The sequence below is a fragment of the Bradyrhizobium sp. UFLA05-125 genome (assembly GCF_059803515.1).
The window spans coordinates 15,975-32,687 of the sequence record NZ_JBANBJ010000002.1; the positions used below are offsets into that span (position 1 = coordinate 15,975).

The 16,713-nt window shown below is 62.5% G+C and carries 18 protein-coding genes; 15 read left to right on the forward strand and 3 right to left on the reverse strand.

Features of this window, described 5'->3' with window-relative positions:
• Positions 1–192 precede the first annotated feature (192 nt).
• Positions 193–342, forward strand: coding sequence for a hypothetical protein (locus tag SO156_RS03485; RefSeq protein ID WP_458142860.1), 150 nt, complete (start codon positions 193–195; stop codon positions 340–342).
• Positions 343–475: 133 nt separating this feature from the next.
• On the opposite strand, the gene SO156_RS03490 is transcribed toward SO156_RS03485, so the two are convergent.
• A complete protein-coding gene (locus tag SO156_RS03490; RefSeq protein ID WP_458142861.1) occupies positions 476–643 on the reverse strand; it encodes a hypothetical protein in 168 nt (55 codons plus the stop codon).
• A gap of 52 nt (positions 644–695) precedes the next feature.
• The gene (locus tag SO156_RS03495; RefSeq protein ID WP_498533853.1) at positions 696–1,100 is read right to left on the reverse strand and encodes a response regulator; all 405 of its coding nucleotides are present in this window, start codon (positions 1,098–1,100) and stop codon (positions 696–698) included.
• Between the two features lie 85 nt (positions 1,101–1,185).
• Between SO156_RS03495 and SO156_RS03500 the strand changes: the two genes are divergently transcribed.
• The 6 genes from SO156_RS03500 (at position 1,186) to SO156_RS03525 (ending at position 7,595) form a co-directional block, all read left to right on the forward strand.
• Positions 1,186–2,193 carry a chemotaxis protein CheB gene (locus tag SO156_RS03500; protein ID WP_498533854.1) on the forward strand — a complete coding sequence of 336 codons (1,008 nt, stop codon included), beginning with the start codon at positions 1,186–1,188 and terminating at the stop codon, positions 2,191–2,193.
• A gap of 4 nt (positions 2,194–2,197) precedes the next feature.
• The gene (locus SO156_RS03505) at positions 2,198–2,485 is read left to right on the forward strand and encodes a hypothetical protein (protein ID WP_498533855.1); all 288 of its coding nucleotides are present in this window, start codon (positions 2,198–2,200) and stop codon (positions 2,483–2,485) included.
• Between the two features lie 336 nt (positions 2,486–2,821).
• Entirely contained in the window at positions 2,822–5,989 is a 3,168-nt protein-coding gene (locus SO156_RS03510; protein ID WP_498533856.1) for a CheR family methyltransferase, read from the forward strand.
• Positions 5,989–6,735: a Crp/Fnr family transcriptional regulator gene (locus tag SO156_RS03515; protein WP_498533857.1), complete on the forward strand. Its 747-nt coding sequence runs from the start codon at positions 5,989–5,991 to the stop codon at positions 6,733–6,735. Before SO156_RS03510 ends, SO156_RS03515 begins: the two co-directional genes overlap by 1 nt.
• Positions 6,736–7,158: 423 nt before the next feature.
• A complete protein-coding gene (locus tag SO156_RS03520; RefSeq protein ID WP_458142870.1) occupies positions 7,159–7,380 on the forward strand; it encodes a hypothetical protein in 222 nt (73 codons plus the stop codon).
• Positions 7,377–7,595, forward strand: a complete 219-nt coding sequence (locus tag SO156_RS03525; protein ID WP_498533858.1) for a hypothetical protein — start codon at positions 7,377–7,379, stop codon at positions 7,593–7,595. The genes SO156_RS03520 and SO156_RS03525 overlap by 4 nt, the downstream gene beginning before the upstream one ends.
• A 186-nt stretch (positions 7,596–7,781) precedes the next feature.
• On the opposite strand, the gene SO156_RS03530 is transcribed toward SO156_RS03525, so the two are convergent.
• A complete protein-coding gene (locus SO156_RS03530; protein WP_498533859.1) occupies positions 7,782–8,474 on the reverse strand; it encodes an SDR family NAD(P)-dependent oxidoreductase in 693 nt (230 codons plus the stop codon).
• A gap of 236 nt (positions 8,475–8,710) precedes the next feature.
• On the opposite strand from SO156_RS03530, the gene SO156_RS03535 reads away from it, so the two are divergent.
• The 8 genes from SO156_RS03535 to SO156_RS03570 all read left to right on the forward strand — a co-directional run bounded on the left by SO156_RS03535 (position 8,711) and on the right by SO156_RS03570 (position 16,690).
• Entirely contained in the window at positions 8,711–9,505 is a 795-nt protein-coding gene (locus tag SO156_RS03535; RefSeq protein WP_498533860.1) for an SDR family oxidoreductase, read from the forward strand.
• Positions 9,506–9,507: 2 nt separating this feature from the next.
• Positions 9,508–10,710: a pyridoxal phosphate-dependent aminotransferase gene (locus SO156_RS03540; protein ID WP_498533861.1), complete on the forward strand. Its 1,203-nt coding sequence runs from the start codon at positions 9,508–9,510 to the stop codon at positions 10,708–10,710.
• A gap of 175 nt (positions 10,711–10,885) precedes the next feature.
• On the forward strand, positions 10,886–11,809 hold the full coding sequence (locus SO156_RS03545) for an ABC transporter permease (protein WP_498533862.1): 924 nt from the start codon (positions 10,886–10,888) through the stop codon (positions 11,807–11,809).
• Positions 11,809–12,612 (forward strand): ABC transporter permease, encoded by an 804-nt coding sequence (locus tag SO156_RS03550; protein ID WP_458142879.1) that lies wholly within the window; start codon positions 11,809–11,811, stop codon positions 12,610–12,612. The genes SO156_RS03545 and SO156_RS03550 overlap by 1 nt, the downstream gene beginning before the upstream one ends.
• 27 nt (positions 12,613–12,639) lie before the next feature.
• Entirely contained in the window at positions 12,640–13,704 is a 1,065-nt protein-coding gene (locus SO156_RS03555) for an extracellular solute-binding protein (RefSeq protein ID WP_498533863.1), read from the forward strand.
• A gap of 11 nt (positions 13,705–13,715) precedes the next feature.
• Positions 13,716–14,810: an ABC transporter ATP-binding protein gene (locus SO156_RS03560; protein WP_458142882.1), complete on the forward strand. Its 1,095-nt coding sequence runs from the start codon at positions 13,716–13,718 to the stop codon at positions 14,808–14,810.
• Positions 14,811–15,020: 210 nt separating this feature from the next.
• Positions 15,021–15,716, forward strand: a complete 696-nt coding sequence (pxpB, locus tag SO156_RS03565) for a 5-oxoprolinase subunit PxpB (RefSeq protein ID WP_498533864.1) — start codon at positions 15,021–15,023, stop codon at positions 15,714–15,716.
• Entirely contained in the window at positions 15,713–16,690 is a 978-nt protein-coding gene (locus tag SO156_RS03570; RefSeq protein WP_498533865.1) for a 5-oxoprolinase subunit C family protein, read from the forward strand. Before pxpB ends, SO156_RS03570 begins: the two co-directional genes overlap by 4 nt.
• The last annotated feature ends 23 nt before the right edge of the window (positions 16,691–16,713 follow it).

A 16,713-nucleotide genomic window follows, 5' to 3' on the forward strand; every position in this document is an offset into this window, starting at 1 on the left:
GAGGGACGACAGGTCGGAGATCGCCGAGATGCGGGATGCCGTTCACCCACGCGCTTCCACGGCCAGGTGAATCTGGTGACGGCCGGGGAACTGGCGAAATTCTGGCGTGAATAGCCGCGATCGTAGCGCCGAAGCGCTGCAACCTTTGAGGCGGGGCCGAAACAAGTGGGCGCGGCCGATTCACATATCCTAATGCGCGAGACGTCGCAGCCCATCACACTGACCTGGCTGGAAAGGGGGGCTGCCGTGGCGATGGACCGCGTGGAACAGGCCTTTGTTGCAACCGCCATCACGGGTTTTCTGGTGATGGCTGGGGCGATTGTCTGGATGATGCTGAGCTGATGGGCCCGGAGGCAATCTTGCGCGTCGCGTTGTCCTACGCCGCCGTTGTTCTGTGCCTCGCGGTGACCGCCTGGCTCACCTTCGCGCATCTCTTTTAGCTGTCAACTTGCTGTGAACCGTTGTGTCCGGACGGTCAGTCGTCGCTGCGCGGCGGCTCGCGACGTCCCAGCTCCTCACGCAGGCGCAGTCCACTGACGAGGTGATCGCTGTCGCGCAAGAGCGCGAGCGCCTCGCGAACCATCTCGCGGGAATTCGCCAGGACTCTTGCGTCCAGCGGGTGATCAGGAGTGTAGATCATCATCGCATGTCCCTCTATCTTGCGATGAGCGGCGCAAGCACCGCGCCGTCGTGCGTCAGACCCTCGGATCGTTGATGAGCGCAGTCAGTTTCCGGGCCATTGCTGTGAGATCGATCGGCTTCTCCAGGAGCAACACGTCCTGGAATTCGGAAATGATGGTGATCTTGTCGTAACCCGTCGTGAATACGAAAGGCACGTGGCGCGCTCTCAGCTCGCGGGCAATAGGGAAGACCATGTCGCTGCGGATGTTCACGTCGAGCACCGCGGCGTCCAGAACGCCGCCATCGTGCAGAATCTCGACCGCGTCCTCGATATGACCGACCGGCCCGGCGATCTCTGCACCGAGCGCGCGAAGCGTCTTGCCGATGTCATCGGCGAGAAAATATTCGTCCTCAACGACGAGAATCCGCCGGCCCGTAAGACCGATGTTCTGACGGGACAATGTGGGCGATACCGACATGATGCCTCCAGCGCTGCTCCAGGCCGTTAGGAACATAAAACGGGCAGCCGCCTTGGTGCAAACGATGCAATCGAAGGCGGGTTCCATGAGCAACCGCGACATCATCGTCATCGGGGGCTCGGCAGGGGCGACCGCACCCTTGAAGCAGATTTTGGGCCGCCTTCCGGCCGACCTGCCGGCGGCCGTATTCATCGTCTTGCACATACCGGCGCAAGGCATCGGCATACTCTCGACGGTCGTAAGCGGCGCCGCCAAGCTCCCCGTTCGGCAGGCCGAAAACGGCATGAAGATCGAAACCGGTCATGTCTATCTGGCGGCGCCGGATCACCATCTGCTGTTGGCTGAAAATCATGTGCAACTCGGGCGCGGTCCGCGCGAGAACTTGGTACGGCCGGCGATCGATGCCCTGTTCCGTTCGGCGGCGCTGCATTATGGCCCTCGCGTGATCGGCGTTCTTCTCAGCGGCCTGCTGTCCGATGGTGCAGCCGGTCTCAGTGCCATCAAGCGATGCGGCGGGATGACGGTGGTTCAGGACCCCTTGGACGCCATTTCCGACGAGATGCCGCGGCGCGCCCTGGAGGCGAGCACCATCGATCTGTGCGTGCCCGGCGCGGCCGTGGGTGACGTGCTGTCCGATCTCGTCAAGGAGCCTCCGGGCGCGACGTTGCCGATCCCGCCGGACATCCGCCTCGAAGTCGAGATTGCAGCCGGTGACCGGATCGGCAGCGACAGCCTTATTGCACTTGCCGATCCCGTCGCGCTGACCTGCCCGGGCTGTGGCGGCGTCCTGTCCGAGGTCAAAGGATTGCGTCCGATGCGTTTCCGCTGCCAGGTCGGTCATGCCTACACCGCCGATGTCCTTGCAAAGGAGCAGGAGGGGCGGGTGGACGAAGCACTCCGCGTCGCGCTGCGCATCATCGAGGAGCGAGCGGAGCTGGTGCAGCGGATGGCCTCCGACGGCAGGCGCAGCGGCCGGCCTGCGGTCGCGGAGATGTATGACGCCCGTGCCGCCGAATATCGCGAATATGCCGACATGATCCGGCGCGTCGTGCTACAGTCGCTCGATCCTCCGGCGCGCAAGCGGGAGGCCTGAAGGCATGGCCATGGCCCTCTCACTTGCCGAGCGTACCCAGCAGCTCCATTCCGAGCAGCGACTTCTCGTCAAGGCCGATCAGGATATCGAGCAAGGCTGGCAGCGGGTGCGCGACCAGGAGGAGCGGGTTCGCGATCTTGAGGCCGGCGGCCACGATACGCGTCAGGCCGAGCGCCTCGTCAACCTGCTCAAGCAGACGCTGGTCGAATGGGAGCGCCACCGCACCCTGATCGAGCAGCGCGTCATTTATCTTCAGACGCAGGTCGATCCAGAGCCGCCGGCGTCCAGCTAGGGGACGGCCTCCTGAATTCCGTGCCGATCTCGAACATGTAGTCGAGCTGCCACATGACGCTCTGGCGCCCTGCGGTCGTTCTCGTCGAGCAGGCGGCGGGCGGTTGCCGTGGCACCCGCGGCCCGCCTGATCAGGGTCGCGACTTCTTCGGAAAATTGCATCGCGGGTTCCGGCGTCACGGCACGACAATGGCCGTTTGCGCAGCGCATCACAACGCCCGGGGGGCAGCCGCTGGACCATTTCTGCCTTTGAACTGTTGGGGTAACATGGGTTTCTGCTATTTGCAGAGGCCGGGCGCCCGTTGCTCCCGGCCAGCCAATGAGAGCCAGCAGAGCCATGAATGAAGTCGGCGACCAGCCGGTCGAGGGAGAGCGTCAGGTCAAGGCCCCGCTGATCATCGGGGTAGGCGCATCGCCCGGTGCTCTGGACAGCATCGAGCGTTTCTTTGCCAAGCTGACCGTGGCGTCCGACCAGGCCATCGTCCTGGCGCTTCAGCATCACGAGGCCTTCGACGAGGGCCGGCTGCGTGAGATCGTGCGGGGATCCAATGGCGCCAAGGTGGCAGACATCGGTGGAGCCGAAGCGATCGAGGGGGGCACGATCTACCTGTGCCCGCCGGCGATGATCACCACCATCCAGGGCGACCGGTTCGCGATCCGCAAGGCCGAGCAGGCCCCCGGCGAACGTGCGACGATCGACAGTTTCCTGGTGTCGCTCGCCGAAGAGCGCGCCGAGCAGTCGATCGGCGTGATCCTCGCCGGTACCGGCGGCGACGGAACGCTCGGCACCGCGACGCTCAAGGACCACGGTGGTCTCGCCATCGCCGAGAAGTCCGCGAGACCCGAGCCAGAGCATCTGCTCGACGGCAACACGCCCGCGGCCATCGCCGACTACGTGCTGCCGCCCGAGGATATCCCCGAACACATCCAGGTCTATGCCCGTCACCTGCGGCGCCTCGAGGAGAAGCAGGGCTTCGACGAGGTCCTGGCCGCGGCCGCGACCTCTCTCGCTCGTATCGCCGACATCCTGCGCAACAAGACCGGCAACGATTTCCACGGCTACAAGCAGAACACCTTCCTTCGTCGCGTGCAGCGGCGCATGCAGGTGGTCCAGATCGACGAGATTCCCGGCTATGTCGATTTCCTGCGAAACGACAAGGACGAGGCCCAGCACCTCTTCAACGATCTTCTGATCGGCGTCACCGAGTTCTTCCGCGACAAGCGCGAGTTCGAGGTGCTGGAGACCCAGATCGTTCCGAAGATCTTCGAAGGCAAGGGCGCGGGCCAGCAGGTTCGGATCTGGGTGCTCGGCTGCGCCACCGGCGAAGAGGCCTATTCGATCGGCATCCTCTTGCGCGAGCACATGGCGCGGCTCGATTCCGGACCGCAGGTCCAGATCTTCGCAACCGACATCGACGGGCGCGCGCTCGCCACTGCGCGGGTCGGCCGCTACCGCACCAGTATCGAGGCGGATATGACGAGCGAACGCCTCGCGCGCTGGTTCGTGCGCGAAGGCGATACCTATTGCGTGGTGAAGGAATTGCGCGAGATGTGCATCTTCTCGCAACACAACGTCATCAAGGACGCGCCATTCTCCAAGCTCGATCTCGTCTCCTGCCGAAACCTCCTCATCTACCTCAATTCCGAACTGCAGAACCGGGTGATCCCGCTGTTCCATTTCGCGCTGTTGCCGGACCGCTACCTGTTTCTCGGCAATTCCGAGAACGTGACGCGGCATCCAAAGCTGTTCGCGCCGGTCGACCGCCGCGCCCGTATTTTCAAGAAACTCGAGACCGGAACACGGCTGCCGCCGGAATTTCCGATCACGACTGCGGCGGGCAGGGTGCCGGTCGAGGTGCCGCCAGTGCGCTCGTTCGGTCCAGATGTGGGTCTGGAGCGTCGCGCGCAGCGGATCGCCGAGCGCTACGCGCCGGCCTACGTCATTACCGACGACAATTTCCAGATCCTGCATTTCTCGGGGCGCACCGGCCGCTACATCGAGCCGACCGCGGGTGCCGCCACGCTCGACCTGCTCCAGCTCGTGCATCGCGATCTCAGGCTCGAATTGCGCACGGCGCTCAGCCGCGCCGCAGAGACCAATGAGGCCGCCAGTGCCGAGCAGGTGCAGCTCGGGCTGAACGGGCACCGCGTGCTGGTCGACATCACCGTCGAGCCGATCCAGGACGGCGCCGGCGGCCATCGCAACTTCCTCGTCCTGTTCAAGGACGGCCCGGCCCGGGTGATCGATACCAATCAGAATAACCCCAACGTGCTGGTGCGCACCGAGCATGTCGAGCGTCTGGAAAGCGAGCTGCGGGCAACGCGGGAGCGGCTGCAGGCGACCATCGAGGAGCTCGAGAGCACAAACGAGGAGCTGAAATCCTCCAATGAGGAATACCAGTCTCTGAACGAAGAGTTGCAATCGGCCAATGAGGAGCTCGAGACCTCGCGCGAGGAATTGCAGTCGGTCAACGAGGAGCTGACCACCGTCAATGGCGAGCTGGCGCATCGCGTGCAGGAGCTGACCCGTGCCACGAGCGACCTGAAGAACTTCCTCGAGAGCACGCAAATCGCGACCGTGTTCCTCGACAACGATTTGCGAGTGATGAATTTCACGCCCGCGATCACGCAGGTTCTGCATCTGGTGGAAACCGACGTCGGCCGCCCTATCGCCCACATCAAGGCGCGCATTGCGATCGAGGAGCTCTATGACGACGTGCGCCGGGTACTGCGAACGCTGGCCAGCGCCGAGCGCGAGCTGACCGCGCCGGACAGCGGCACGCGCTATATCGTGCGCATCCTGCCTTATCGCAGCATCGACAATTTCATCGCCGGCGTCGTCATTACCTTCATCGACGTCACCGCGATCACCCGCGCCGAGGAGCGGCAGCGCCTGCTGCTCGCCGAGCTCCAGCATCGCGTCCGAAACACGCTCGGCGTCGTGCGCTCGATCGCGCGGCGCACGGCTGAATCGAGCTCGAACGTCGACGAATATGCCTCCCATCTCGACGGCCGCCTCAACGCCTTCGCGCGCACCCAGGCGTTGGTGACACGCGATCCCGAAGGCGGCGTCGATCTCGAATATCTCGTCGTCGAGGAGCTTCTGGCCTATAATGCCAGGGAAGGCGAGCAGGTGCGGGTCTCCGGCCCCAAGGTGCGTCTCCAGCCGAAAGCCGCCGAGACCTTCGCGCTCGCCATCCATGAGCTTGCGACCAACGCGTTGAAATATGGTGCCTTGAGCCGGCCCACGGGGCGGGTGGAGATCGCCTGGCGCGTCGATGAATCCACCGACCCGGCGGAGTTGGTCTTTGAATGGCGCGAGCGGGGCGGGCCGCAGGTTACACCGCCGCCGCGAAAGGGCTTTGGCACCGAGCTTCTCGAGCGCACGCTGGCGTTCGAGTTCAAGGGGCAGACGACGATGGCGTTCAGCGTTTCGGGACTGCAATGCACGATTACCATTCCCTTGAGCAAGCGTACGTTCCATACGCCGGGGGGAGCTAGTTGATGCCCGTCTCTACTCTCGATCGAAGCGTGACTGATCCGGTCGTCCGCAGGCTGAGCGCGCTGCGGTCGTTGTCGGCCGAAGCCTCCGCTTTGCTCGAGCACGTCGCTCTCGAAGGGATGCAGCGCGCCGGATCGGGCGAGGATCTGATCTCCGAGGGCGATTCCGTCGACAGCGTCCGCATCGTGCTGTCGGGGTGGCTCTGCCGTTACAAGACGCTCGAGGACGGCCGGCGCCAGATCGTCAACTTCATTTTTCCTGGCGAGACCTGCGATGCGCATGCGTTCCTGCTGGCGGTGATGGACCACTCGATCGCGACGCTGACGCCGGTGGTTTATACGGAAATCAAGCGTGCGCGCTTCGAGAGCCTTGTCGCGAGCGACCGGTCGCTCGCGGAAGCGTTCTGGTGCGAGACGCTCGTGAACGGTGCGATCCAGCGCGAATGGGCCATCAATCTCGGCCGCCGTGTCGCGCTGGAGCGCGTCGCGCATCTGTTCTGCGAGATTTTCGAGCGGCTGCGTCCGGTCGGAATGGTCGACGGCAATTCCTGTATCATGCCGGTAACCCAGATGGATCTGGCCGATGCCACAGGCCTGTCGGTGGTCCATCTCAATCGTACCGTGCAGGAATTGCGCGCCGCGGGCCTGATCGTGCTCCGCGAGCGAACGTTGACCATCAACGATCTCGATGCACTCAAGGACGCCGCGCTGTACTCGCCGAGCTATCTGCAACTCTATCGCAGCAGGTAGCTTCGAATGCTCGCTGTCATGCACCGGTCGAGCGGTGCATGACCGCGAGAGTGCGGCGCGCAGTTTCAACAATTTCGTCATTGCGAGCATCAACTATCGGTATCATCAACCTTGTGCGCAATCGCGCACAGGAGCGGGCGATCCAGCATTCAGAGCCTCTGACGTATGCGGAGAAGCTCCGGGCATATCGTGTCGCCCGAACGCGAGACCGTGGCGATCCATCATACTGCGATGCAGCGTTCGTCAGCCTGCTCGTAACAATCGCATTTGCTTAACCTATGGAAATGCCGGAACCCGGTTCCGCTCCGAATCTACAAAGGCTGTCGCCGGGGCCGCCTCCGGTGCTGCAGGTGATCGGCCCCGGCGCTCTGAGCAACCAGTCGGGGTCGATTCCCCTCAAGGCAGATCATTCGTGAACAGAAAATGACCGCAAAGCGCAATCGAAGGAAACAGACGCATTCGCTTCAGGAGCGTTTGCAGATCTCGGCCGAACAGGCCCGCCAAACTGCCCGCCGCCTTCCGGCCGGCAAGGAGCGGGAGATGTTGCTCCGCCGTGCGAAGCAGGACGAGGTGGCTTCCAGTCTGACCGATTGGTTGACCGCCCCGGCCGTCCGCAGGCGCTGGCAAGGAGAGGGCAGATCATGAAGCATTACCGGGCATTCCAGATTGATCCCGACGGCCATGTCCTCGGCTGCATCAATCTCGTCTGCGAAGGTGAGGAGGATGCCAAGCGTCAGGCGCAGGCGCTCGTTAGCTTCTATCGCATCGAGCTATGGCGCCTGGACCAGCGCATCGCCAAGTTCGAGCCCGTCTCGCAAATGCCTGATCAGGGCCAGGTCGTGTGCGCCAGTCTGCGATGATGGCATCATGCCGGTGATTTGCCCGACGTGTCAATCGATTTCGTAAATTCCGTAGCGCCCCATGTTCGGGTTTGCCGGCTACTTTGCATGGGGTTGTTTTCGAGATTTTATCGCGGAGGCCCGCCAGCCGGCGCCAGGCGCCTCTTTTCGCTGCGGCGGGTTACCGACGACCATGCGACCCCATCGCTACAACATCGGTTCGAACTGGCAATGCACCAGCAGCTCGGAGACCGAGGCGTTGTTCGGCAGCATGAGGACGGTCTCAACCAGCCGCGCGATGTCGCCGGGCTGACTCATCTCGTGACGGGGAATCTCGTCATCGTTCAGCGTCATGTCGGTGGCGACATAGCCGGGGCATATGACGGTCGCCCTGATTCCTGCAGCGCGACCCTCACGGCGGATGCCGTGCGTGAGTGCGACTACGGCGAATTTGGTCATGGCGTAGCCGACATTGCTTCCCACGCGCTTGCCAGCGAGTGAACCGAGGTTGACCACTCGCCCATGGCCGCAGACTGCCAGATGGGGCAGGGCCGCCCTGACGACACGCAGCGGGCCTTTGACGTTGATCCGCCACATGTCGTCCAATTCGTCTTCACCCTCGTCGGAGACGCGGACCTTCGGATTGATGCCGGCTGCGTTGACGATGGCATCCACGCCGCCCCACCTTGCGAGCGTCGCCTTGACCCAAGCTTTGGGACTCTCGGCGTCGTCGGCGTCGTAGCGGTGCGTCATGAGCCGCGGACTCTCCTGGAGCGCGCCCGGATTACGAACTCCCGCCGAGACACGGAAACCCGATGCCAGGAGTCGATCGACGACGGCGCGTCCGATGCCGCGCGAGGCGCCCGAGACCATGACGATCCGGTTGTTGACCTCCAGCATGTGCGTTTCTTTCCCAAGGGTGTGCCAAAACGGCCGGAGCGAATGTAGGGGGACGTGGCTGGAAGCGAGTAAGAGCAATTCACTCTGCCGGTATTGGTGACGCTTATGGGACTGCCAGCGGGGCCTGTGGAGCTATCGGCCATGCTTATGAGGGCAGATCGAAACGGTTCTATCCGCATCCATTTATGTGAACGTAGTGTTCCGCCGCTCCGCTTGATCGCAAGAGAGCCGTGCGGATGGGATTTGCGGAATTGCGAACGGCATTGGTGACGGGTGCATCCTCGGGAATCGGGGCTGCGACGGTTCGCCGCTTGAGCGCGGAGGGCCTCGATGTCTACGCGACCGCCAGGGACGCGGGACGGTTGGCGGTGCTGTCGGCAGAGACCGGTTGCCGCGCCCGTGCCGTTGACGTGAATGACCTCGGCGCGTTGACGGAACTGGCAGGCTCGGCCGAGTTCGACGTGCTCGTCAACAATGCCGGCCAGTCCCGGCGCAGCAATATTCTGGATACCGCCCATGAGGACGTCGACACGCTGGTGGACGTGAATATGCGGGCAGTCCTGCATCTCACGCGGCTGATCGTTCCGGGCATGGCCAAGCGCGACCGCGGGCATGTCATCAACATCTCCTCCATCGCCGGCTGCTATGCGTTCGGCGAGAATGCGACGACGTTCAATTCGTCTGTCGCCTATCACGCGACCAAGGCGGGCGTCCATTCGCTGTCGCAGCAATTGCGCGTGGATCTTTACGGCACCCGGGTTCGCGTCACCGAAGTGTCCCCGGGGCGGGTCGCGACCGGCATTTTCCAGAACCCGGACATCGGCGGCGACGGGAATGATCGCTTTGTCGGCGCCTTCGAGACGCTTCAACCCGAGGACATCGCGGACGCAATCGCGTTCGCGGTGGGATCGCCGATGCGCATGAACGTCGCGATGCTCGAGGTCATTCCAACGTTTCAGGTCGTAGGTGACCTGCGATTTGCGCGTCGACCCGAGGCCGCGCAACAGACAGAGATCAAGAAACGGAGCTGACGATGCCTAAACTTGCGAACCGCCTCAAAACGGTAAAAGTGTCCGCCTCGGCGGCGATGACGGACAAGGCGCGTGAGTTGCGCGATGCGGGCGTCGAGATCGTCAGCCTGTCGTCCGGCGAGCCCGATTTCCCGACGCCTCCGCATGCCATCGATGCCGCGCATCGGGCGGCACTGGCAGGGGATACCAAATACCCGGCGATGCCAGGGACGGTGGCCCTGAGAACTGCGGTCCAACGTAAGTTCAAGCGCGAGAACAATCTCGAATATGCCCTTGATGAAATCCTGATCGCCAATGGCGGCAAGCAGATCATCTTCAACGCGCTGTTCGCGACCTGCAATCCCGGCGACGAGGTGGTCATTCCGGCGCCAGGCTGGATCACCTACGCGGACATCGTTCTCCTCGCCGAGGCGACGCCGGTTTCGGTGCCATGCCCGGAGAACAACCAGTTCAAGCTGCGGCCGGCGGATCTCGAGGCTGCGATCACGCCAAAGACGAAGTGGCTGATCCTGAACTTCCCGAACAATCCGACCGGTGCCGCCTGCTCGCGCGCCGAGATGCGCGCGATCGCGGACGTCATGTTGAAGCATCCTGATGTCTGGATCCTCACCGACGACATCTATGAACACCTCACCTATGACGGCTTCGAGTTCTGCACGATCGCGGAGGTCGAGCCCAGGCTGAAGGAGCGCGTCGTAACGGTGAACGGCGCTTCCAAGGCCTACGCCATGACGGGATGGCGTGTTGGCTATTGCGGTGGCCCCAAAAGCTTGATTGCCGCCATGAACAATGTCCACGGTCAGGCGACGGGCGGCATCTGCACGCTCAGCCAGGCGGCCGCCGTGGCGGTTCTGGATGGTCCTCAGGGGTATCTGAAAGAGCGGGCCGATATCTATCGCGACAGGCGCGATCTGGTGGTCTCGCTCCTCAATCGGATCCCCGGGATCACCTGCCACAAGCCGCAGGGTGCATTTTACGTGTTCCCGAACATCGCCGGTTGCATCGGCAAGACGTCCAAGGGAGGACGTCGGCTGGAGACCGATGCCGACTTCATCTCGGCCCTTCTGGAGGAGCAGTACGTCGCCGCCGTTCACGGCGGGGCTTATGGAATGAGCCCGTATTTCCGCATTTCCTACGCGACCGACATCGAGACGCTGAAGGAGGGCTGCCGGCGCATTGCGACCTTCTGCGAAGGTTTGCGTTGACGGATGTCGGACGAGGCATCCGATGACCGGAGTTCGGGCAGGGTGCCGCAGCCATTGTCATAACCGTTTGCAATGCCCCTAAATGGAGACAATCTTGGTCCTATCGGGTGCCGGCGTCTAAGCTTTGCTTAAAGAGGGGTAGATCTTGGGATCGCGCAGTCGGGGACGCCCAGCAATGACCAGCGACGATGCGGTGGCAGTTGTAGGGGCCCAACCAGAGGCCCGACAGGGATCGCGCTGGCGCCTGAACTTGCCTGCCGGGCTGCTCGCGCTCCCGATGCTGGCTTTTCTGACCTACTTCTTCTTCTATCCGGCAATAAGGCTGCTGTTCTCGAGCATTCAAACCCAGAACAGCCAGGGCATCATCGGGCCTCCTTTCACGCTTGCGCACTATGCGAGGCTCATTGATGTCGAGCTCTATGCGCGCGTGTTCTGGACGACGCTGAGGATCAGCCTGATCACGTCAGCCCTTGCGACTGTATTGGCCTATCCGGTCGCGCTGGTCATGGTGAAGAGTCGCCCCCTCGTCACGCGAATTATCACGCTCATCGTCATCGCGCCGCTGGTCGTCAGCGTCGTCGTGCGCGGCTACGGCTGGCAGTTGATCCTGGCGAACGGCCCGAAAGGGATGCTGAACTGGATCCTGATGACGCTGCACATCGTCGACGCGCCGGTTTCAGTCCTCTACACCGAGAAGGCCGTCGTCATCGGATCCCTGCATGTGTTCTTCCCGATGATGGTGCTGCCGCTGGCGTCCGCGCTCGGCAAGATCGATCGCAATCTGGAGGACGCGGCCCGCGTTCTTGGCGCGCCGTGGTGGAAAGTCTTCCTGCGGGTAACGCTGCCGTTGAGCATGCCCGGCTTCGTGGCGGGTTTCACCCTGGTGTTCTCGCTGACGGCCGGATCCTTCGTCATCCCCGCCATCCTGGGAGGGGCTTCCGCGGTCATGCTGGGCAATCTGATCGAGCAGCAGATTTTCGTCGTGTACGATTGGCCGTTCGGCGCCGCGATCGCCGTGGTCCTGGTAGGTGTCGTTTTCGCAGTGAATGGCTTCTCGATGTGGCTTCTCGAGGGCCGCCGTCTTCGGAGGCCGAGCTGATGGACGAGCATTTTTCCGGCTTTGGCGCCTATGTCCTGTACGCGATCACGACCGCGATGATGGTCTTCATCATGGCGCCGCTGCTTCTCGTCATGGCGGTGTCTGTTTCCGACTCCTACTTCGTGACGTTTCCGCCCCAGGGTTTTACGCTCAAGTGGTATGTCAAGGTGCTCGGGGACCGTGACTTCCTGGAAGCGATGCGGCTGAGCATCCTGCTCGCGCTCGGCACGACGGCGGGTTCGCTGCTGTTCGGCGTGCCGGCATCCTTTGCGCTGGTGCGCGGAAACTTCTTCGGCCTGGCGGCCATCAAGGGCTTCCTGCTCTCGCCCTTGATTTTCCCTGCCTTGGTGACCGGCCTTGCGCTGCTCCAGGTTCTCACCAAGCTCGGTTCCGAGGATGCGAGGCTGAACCTGCTGATCGGGCATGTCGTCGTGACCTCGCCGTATGTCATCCGAACGGTGGTCACGAGCCTGCAACTGGTCGACGAGAACCTGGAGGATGCCGCTCGCACGCTCGGTGCGAACCGGCTGTGGACTTTCTGGCGCGTGACGCTGCCGCAGATCGCATCCGGGGTCGCCGCCGGTGGTCTGTTCGCCTTCATGGTGTCCTTCGACAATTACCCGGTCACGATGTGGCTCGCGAATTCAGAATACTCTCCGGTGCCGCTCGTGCTGATGCGGCAGCTCGTCAACGTCTTTGACCCTTCCGTGCCCGCGATGTCGACGATCATCATCCTGATGGCGATGGTCGGCGTCCTGGTTCTGGAAAAGCTGGTAGGTCTTCGCCGCGCGCTGGCCGCCTGATTTACTTTCGTAGATGGAGATTGGACCATGAGACTGACGCGTAGGACTCTCATCAAGGCCGGTGCATCCGCGGTTGCTTTCCCGACGATCATCAGCCGGGCCTGGTCACAGGACGCCAAGCAGCTTCATGTCGGCGTCTACAACTCCGCTCTGGGCAAGCTGATCCAGAAGGAGGTCATTCCCAAGTTCGAGGCCGAGTTCAAGTGTCGCGTCTTCACGATTGAAGGCGCCACGCTCTCCAACATCGCCGCACTTCGCGCGACGCGCGAGACGCCACGATACAGCGTCATGATGATGGATGACGTCGGCATCCCGCAGGCGAAGCAGGAAGGGTTGATCGACAAGCTCGATCCCGCCAAGATTCCCAATCTCGCGAAGGTATATCCGCGCTACATCTTCGAGGACGGCTACGGTGTCGGATTCTCGATCTCGAGCGCCGCGCTGTTCATCAACCCACAGGTGACGAAGCCGATCGAGAGCTACGAACAGATCTTCGATGCGAAGTATCGCAAGCAAATTCTCCTGAACACGCCGAAGAACACCCAAAGCGTGCTGATGCTCATCGCCGCGACGTCGCTCGTGACGGGCAAGCCGTTCAAGGAGGCCCAGTACCTGGTCGACCAGGGCTGGGACAAGCTGGCGACGCTCAAGCCGAACGTGCTGACGATCTATGACAGCGAGGCGCAGGTCCTCCAGGTCGCCCAGGGGCAGGCGACGATCGGCGGCATCGAGTACTCGAAGGCCATTTACCCGCATACGGCGAAGGGCATGCCTCTCGACATGACCTTCCCCAAAGAAGGCGCGTTCACGGGCATCAACAGCATGACGGTGGTCAAGAATGCGCCCGAACCGGAACTGGGAGCCGCACTCATCAACCGAATTCTCGAGCCGTCGGTCGCCAAGATGCTTTCCGAGCAGACGCTGAGCGCGCCCTCGGTTAGCGGCATCGACTTCAAGCCGGAGACGGCGAAGTTCCTCGCATATCCGGATACGAAGGCCACCGATCTCGGGCTCTTCACACCCGATTGGAATTTCATCGTGCCGCGCCGTGGCCCCTGGCTGGAGCGTTACAACCAAGTCTTCACGAGCTGAGGCGGGTAACCATGAGGTCTTCCGAAGTCAGGCTTGAACGCCTCAGCAAGGAGTACAACCGCTTTGTTGCGGTCGATGAGGTATCTCTGACGATCGAGCCGGGTCATATGATTGCCTTGCTCGGGCCGAGCGGATGCGGGAAGACGACCTGCCTTCGCATGATCGCTGGACTGATCCGCCCGACATCCGGTGATGTCCTGGTTAACAACGCGAAGATTACCGACGTGCCCGTGCATCGTCGCAACATCGGAATGCTGTTCCAGAACTATGCGTTGTTTCCGCACATGACGATCGAGGAGAACATCGCATTCGGCCTACAGATGCGCGGGATCGGCAAGGCGGAGGCCGCCAAGAAGGTCGCCGCTGCGCTGAGCCTCGTCCAGTTGTCGAACTTCGGGAAGCGCTATCCCGCCCAACTCTCGGGCGGCCAGCAACAGCGCGTTGCGCTGGGGCGAGCGCTGGTGATCGAGCCTGCGATGCTGCTGCTCGATGAGCCATTGGGTGCCCTCGACAAGGGGCTTCGCGAAAGCATGCAGGTCGAATTGCGAGCCCTTCAGCGACGACTGGGCCTGACCACTATCATGGTCACGCACGACCAGGACGAAGCCCTGACGATGGCCGACAAGATCGTGGTGATGCGGGACGGTAAGCTCGAGCAGGTCGGCTCGGCCACCGAGATCTATCAGCGCCCAGCCTCGAAATTCGTTGCACAGTTCATCGGTGCCTCCAATCTGTTCGAGGGCAGGGTCGAGCAACGGAACGGAAATGGCGCGATCATTCGCGTGTCACAGGATCTGAAGCTCCAGGTCGATCAGGTGCCTGCTTCTGCGGCTGACGTAATGGTCTCGATCAGGCCGGAAGCGATCATCGTCGAGGGAGCCAGCCAGGGTGTTGCGGATGATCGACCAAACAGTGTAGCTGCGCGGATCGATCAGGTCGTCTATCGCGGCTTCGTCAGTCACTATTATCTAAAGACGGCGAGCGGTGAGCAACTGATCGTGTTCGAGCAAAACCAATCGCAGCAATCGGAGCTCCGCTACGCGGTAGGGCAGCAGGTCGTTGCGCGATGGAACGCGCCGAGCAATCACGTCATTGCGCGACACTAAAGTCACGGTTGGAAGCCGAGGACCATCGACCTGGATGGCGAGCGCAAGTGGTGCGCTCGCTGCCATACGTCGCAGTGCGGGCGGCGGGGGGGCGCCAGCAATCAGTATCCCCTATACCCGCAGAGCGACAACGTGTTGGTTCGGCTCGTGCGCGTCATCTAGATAGGGTATAGCGGCCACAGGGCCGCACGTCGATCTCCGGAGCGCCATTTGTCGATCACCCAGCGGGCCTCTCCCTTCATCGGCGTGCTCGAGAAGGACCCAAAGATCAGTCTGATCGGCACACTGGCTATGCTGGTGGAGGCTCCAGGGGAGTTCGACCTTGTTCAACAGGGCCGCGTCTGGTCGCTTGCCGACGTACTTTCGTCCTGGCCCAATGTCGAAGAGGCCGTTGTTGGCGTGACCAACGTCATGCTCACGTTTGTGCTGCCGCCGAACGACATCGGCGCAATCGCGGCTGATATCGTCGAACTCTGGCATCGCTTGAGCCCGCGCAATGCGGGCGGCAAGCTGATCGAGATTCCCGTTGTTTATGGCGGCGAACTTGGCTTCGATTTGCCGGCGGTAGTTGCGCGCTCGGGTTTGTCGGCGCGGGAAGTGATCAGGATCCACAGTGAGGGCGACTATACTGTCTGTGCGATCGCGAGCTCCCCGGGTTTCGGTTATCTCCATGGCCTTGATCCCCGCATTTTCATGCCACGCAAGTCGGTCCCATCGCTCAACATGCGCGCCGGTTCGGTGACGATCGGCGGGATGCAGACCGGCGTTGCGGTGCTCACGAGCCCGAACGGCTGGAACGCGATCGGCTGGGCCGAGATGACGATGTTCGATCCCCGCAAGACGCAGCCGTCGCTGATGGCTCCAGGCGATCGCGTCAAGTTCAGAATAGATCGGATCGAATTGTGATCGAGATCCTGACGAGCCACGCGTTCAACACGATTCAGGACCACGGTCGCCGCGGTGTGCGCCGCTTCGGTGTGAGCACGTCTGGCGCCATGGACCCGGTCGCCCTCGAGGCTGGAAACGCGCTTCTCGGCAACGATGGTGATGCCGCAAGTATCGAGGTGCAGACGTTTCCATTCCGCCTGCGTTTCAACGCGGACGTCTCATTTGCGCTTACTGGAGCTGATTGTGACGCAAGGTTGGGGCAGCGAGCCGTTCCGCCCTGGTGGTGCATGCGGGCGAGGGCAGGGGATGTCCTCTCGATCAGCGCGCCCAAACGCGGTGCTCGCGTATATGTCTCGTTCGAGGGAGGCGTCGACGTTCCACCGGTGCTTGGCTCACGGAGCACGCATCTTCGTGCGGGATTCGGCGGATTGGAGGGGCGGGCCTTGCAGTCGGGCGACGTTGTGCCGGTTGGGAATCCGCAGCGCCAATCGTTGAGCCGGGTCGAGTTTGGTGCCGAGCCACCCGAGGTCTCGATCGCGGAGCCCGATCCGGCGGAGGACCGCATTCTGCGGGTGCGCGTCGTACGCGCTGGAGAGCACGACCTGTTTTCCAAGGAGGTGCAGGCGACGTTCTGGTCGACGAGATGGAAGATCAGCGCGCAGAGTGATCGCGGCGGATATCGGCTTAGCGGAGCGAAGCTGACATTGGCTGCGCCAGTCGAGATGCGTTCGCACGGCGTGGTGGCCGGCGTCGTACAGGTGCCGCCGGGCGGCGAGCCGATCATCCAGATGAGCGACGCCAACACGGCCGGGGGATATCCGAAGATGGCCGCGGTGATCCAGGCAGATCTCTGGCGCCTGGGCCAAGCGCGGTCGGGATCATTCATCGCTTTCAGCGAGGTCAGTTACCAGGACGCCGTTGCCGCCATGGCTCCCGTCAACGACTACATCGGTAGGGTGCGCGCCACGGCCGATCTTTATCGAGCTCTCTGAGTGGAACTAAGCAACAATCAAGA

Coding starts and splice junctions, on each gene's coding strand:
- SO156_RS03485 (WP_458142860.1), top strand. CDS start 193: ATGCGCGAGACGTCGCAGCCCATCACACTGACCTGGCTGGAAAGGGGG.
- SO156_RS03490 (WP_458142861.1), bottom strand. CDS start 643: ATGATGATCTACACTCCTGATCACCCGCTGGACGCAAGAGTCCTGGCG.
- SO156_RS03495 (WP_498533853.1), bottom strand. CDS start 1,100: ATGTCGGTATCGCCCACATTGTCCCGTCAGAACATCGGTCTTACGGGC.
- SO156_RS03500 (WP_498533854.1), top strand. CDS start 1,186: ATGAGCAACCGCGACATCATCGTCATCGGGGGCTCGGCAGGGGCGACC.
- SO156_RS03505 (WP_498533855.1), top strand. CDS start 2,198: ATGGCCATGGCCCTCTCACTTGCCGAGCGTACCCAGCAGCTCCATTCC.
- SO156_RS03510 (WP_498533856.1), top strand. CDS start 2,822: ATGAATGAAGTCGGCGACCAGCCGGTCGAGGGAGAGCGTCAGGTCAAG.
- SO156_RS03515 (WP_498533857.1), top strand. CDS start 5,989: ATGCCCGTCTCTACTCTCGATCGAAGCGTGACTGATCCGGTCGTCCGC.
- SO156_RS03520 (WP_458142870.1), top strand. CDS start 7,159: ATGACCGCAAAGCGCAATCGAAGGAAACAGACGCATTCGCTTCAGGAG.
- SO156_RS03525 (WP_498533858.1), top strand. CDS start 7,377: ATGAAGCATTACCGGGCATTCCAGATTGATCCCGACGGCCATGTCCTC.
- SO156_RS03530 (WP_498533859.1), bottom strand. CDS start 8,474: ATGCTGGAGGTCAACAACCGGATCGTCATGGTCTCGGGCGCCTCGCGC.
- SO156_RS03535 (WP_498533860.1), top strand. CDS start 8,711: ATGGGATTTGCGGAATTGCGAACGGCATTGGTGACGGGTGCATCCTCG.
- SO156_RS03540 (WP_498533861.1), top strand. CDS start 9,508: ATGCCTAAACTTGCGAACCGCCTCAAAACGGTAAAAGTGTCCGCCTCG.
- SO156_RS03545 (WP_498533862.1), top strand. CDS start 10,886: ATGACCAGCGACGATGCGGTGGCAGTTGTAGGGGCCCAACCAGAGGCC.
- SO156_RS03550 (WP_458142879.1), top strand. CDS start 11,809: ATGGACGAGCATTTTTCCGGCTTTGGCGCCTATGTCCTGTACGCGATC.
- SO156_RS03555 (WP_498533863.1), top strand. CDS start 12,640: ATGAGACTGACGCGTAGGACTCTCATCAAGGCCGGTGCATCCGCGGTT.
- SO156_RS03560 (WP_458142882.1), top strand. CDS start 13,716: ATGAGGTCTTCCGAAGTCAGGCTTGAACGCCTCAGCAAGGAGTACAAC.